The sequence below is a fragment of the Haemophilus sp. 27098_8_127 genome, assembly GCF_041433495.1.
In the GTDB taxonomy this organism is placed as follows: domain Bacteria; phylum Pseudomonadota; class Gammaproteobacteria; order Enterobacterales; family Pasteurellaceae; genus Haemophilus_D.
In genome coordinates, this window is the sequence record NZ_JAPWBP010000021.1 from 1 (window position 1) to 2,323 (window position 2,323).

Here is a 2,323-nt window from a genome sequence, read left to right on the forward strand (position 1 = left end):
GTTATTTGGAACCATGCCACTCAAACGTGGACAGCTGTTTCTGAACTTGGGCATGCTAAGGGTAAAACTAAATCTAAAAAAATTGTGAAATTAACCGCACTTGCGGGTGCTGTTGTGACTGCATTAGGTGTGTCACAAGTGGCACAGGCAGCTGCTAGTTATGGTAATTCTGCAGTTAATATTTCTCCTGATGCTTATAATGGTTCGAACAGTGTTGGTAAAAACTCTGTTGTAGTAGGTTATCAAAATACTGCAGATAATAACTGGGGTACCACAGCGATAGGTGCTAATAATACTGCTATAGCAAACTCTGCATTAGCAGTAGGTAATAACAATAGAGCAACTGATGGTGCATCGACAGCTCTTGGCGTAAGTAATAATGCAAGTGGCGAAGCTTCTGTTGCAATTGGTAATTTATCGAATGCAACGATGATTCGAACAGTAGCAATTGGTAACAATGCTAATGCAAAAAATGTGAATGCGACAGCAATTGGTGATAGAGCTAATGCTCTTGGTCAAGATACAGTTGCGATTGCAAGTCGTACTGAAGCAACTAGCCATTTAGCGATTGCAATTGGTAAACAAGCTGCATCTAATTCAGGTTTAAGACCAGGTATCGATAAACAAGGTGATAATGATAAAGAGTCTTCTACTGTTGCTATCGGTGCATTTTCTGAAGCAACTCCTGGATCGCAAACCGTTTATGACGGCTCTGCAGGTAAAATCGGAGCTGGTTATACACAAAACGGTGATGGTTCATGGAGTAGCCCAATTGGTACAGCTCTAGGTGCCGTTGCAATTGGTGACCACGCTAAAGCTAAACGAGATGGCGCAGTAGGTTTAGGTGATAGAGCAAAAGCACTTGGTGATAACTCTGTCGCAATTGGTAGTTTCCCGGGTGGTAAAGGTGCAACGAATGTAAACTCAATTGCAATCGGTACATCTACGACTTCTACAGGTATGTCTTCAATTGCAATGGGTGGTGGTTCTCAAGCAACCCATGACCAAGCAATTGCAGTGGGTCGTGTAGCTAAAGCAACTAAAGAAGATGCAACAGCAATCGGTTACAAGGCGGCAGCTTCTAACAATAATGCAACAGCAATTGGTCGTGAAGCAACCGCTTCCATCAAAGACTCTGTGGCATTAGGTTCAGGCGCTAATACAGACTTAGGATTTGTAGGCACAAATAGTGCAACGGTTGGTTCTGTTACTTATAGTGGCTTTGCAGGTAATACTAGCGCTCTGAATGATGGGGCTGGCGCAGTTGTATCTGTGGGTAAAGCTGGTAGCGAGCGTCAAATTAAAAATGTTGCAGCTGGTCAAATTACTAAAGATTCAACTGATGCGATCAACGGTTCACAGCTTTACACTGTAGCAAATGATTTAGATGACAAAATTAATAATCGTCACTGGGTTGCGAGTGGTAACCAAACAGCAGGCGCTCAACATGCCAATACAAGTATTTATAACAAGGGTGTTGTTGATTTCCAAAATGGTAACGGTACGATTGCAACCGTAACGAATGAAACGTTAGATCAAAGCACTGGAAGCAAAAAAACAGTTGTTAAATACCACGCAAATATCGTAAATGGTGACAACACTGAAGTAGTCTATAACGCTGATGGTTCAGTTAAAATTAATGCGAAAGTATCTGGCGGTACAGATACGACTGCAGCAGTTACAACCAAAACACCTGATTCATTAAGCATTACTAGTAACAAAGAAGATAATGTAACGACTTATAACATAGATGTAAAAACTGGTGATATTTCTACTACAACCGCAGGTGCGGCTACCTATAATAACACTGGTAATTATGGTTCTCATTTAACTAACGTAAGTACCGTAACAAATATCGTGAATAATGTTTCATGGCATTTAAATTCAGCTGCAGTACCAGGTACAAGCGGTAAGCTTGCTGATGGTAGTGATACTCAAGCTTCAAATGTTCGTGCATCAAATACCGTAAACATTAATGCGGGTGACAACATTGCAATCAAACGTAACGGTAATACCATTGAAATCAGCTCAACAGCTGGTGCGAAAGGTGATACTGGTGCGAAAGGTGATACTGGTGCAACTGGTGCGAAAGGTGATACTGGTGCGGCTGGTAAAGACGGTAAAAACGCAACTGCAACTGTAGTGAATAACAACAACGGTACTCACACAGTGACTATCGTAGATGGTAACGGTCAAACCACTTCAACTATCGTTAAAGATGGTGCAACTGGTGCGGCTGGTAAAGACGGTAAAAACGCAACAGCAACCGTAGTAAACAACAACAATGGTACACATACAGTAACTATCGTAGATGGTAACGGTC

At 41.8% G+C, this 2,323-nt stretch carries 1 protein-coding gene; it reads left to right on the forward strand.

The genetic code is table 11. The features are described 5' to 3' along the window. A partial coding sequence (locus O3746_RS10285) for an ESPR-type extended signal peptide-containing protein (RefSeq protein ID WP_371449024.1) occupies positions 1–2,323 on the forward strand: 2,323 nt, incomplete at both ends.